We start from the raw sequence: 211 nt of genomic DNA on the forward strand, positions 1-211 counted from the left end.
GGCCACCCCTTCGCCGACCACCGCCACGAAGCGATCGATATCGATCGCCGTGGAGCCGTAGTTCTCGGGCTTGGCGTCGGGCTTATGACCGACATAGGCCCCCGCAAAGCGCGGGTCTTTCGCGATGTTGTCCGCGAAATCCCGAAAGGCACGCTCGATCGGCTTCGCCTGGCCATGCCCCGGCGTCGCCCAGTGCAGCTCGATCCCCATC

General features: G+C 65.9%; 1 protein-coding gene. It reads right to left on the reverse strand.

Going from position 1 to position 211, the window contains the following annotated elements; all coding sequences use genetic code 11:
* Positions 1-211: transposase domain-containing protein (locus PMES_RS16525; RefSeq protein WP_328809175.1), on the reverse strand; the 211-nt coding region annotated here is incomplete at both ends.

Origin of the sequence: Profundibacterium mesophilum KAUST100406-0324, assembly GCF_009835145.1 — a bacterium.
Classification (GTDB): domain Bacteria; phylum Pseudomonadota; class Alphaproteobacteria; order Rhodobacterales; family Rhodobacteraceae; genus Profundibacterium; species Profundibacterium mesophilum.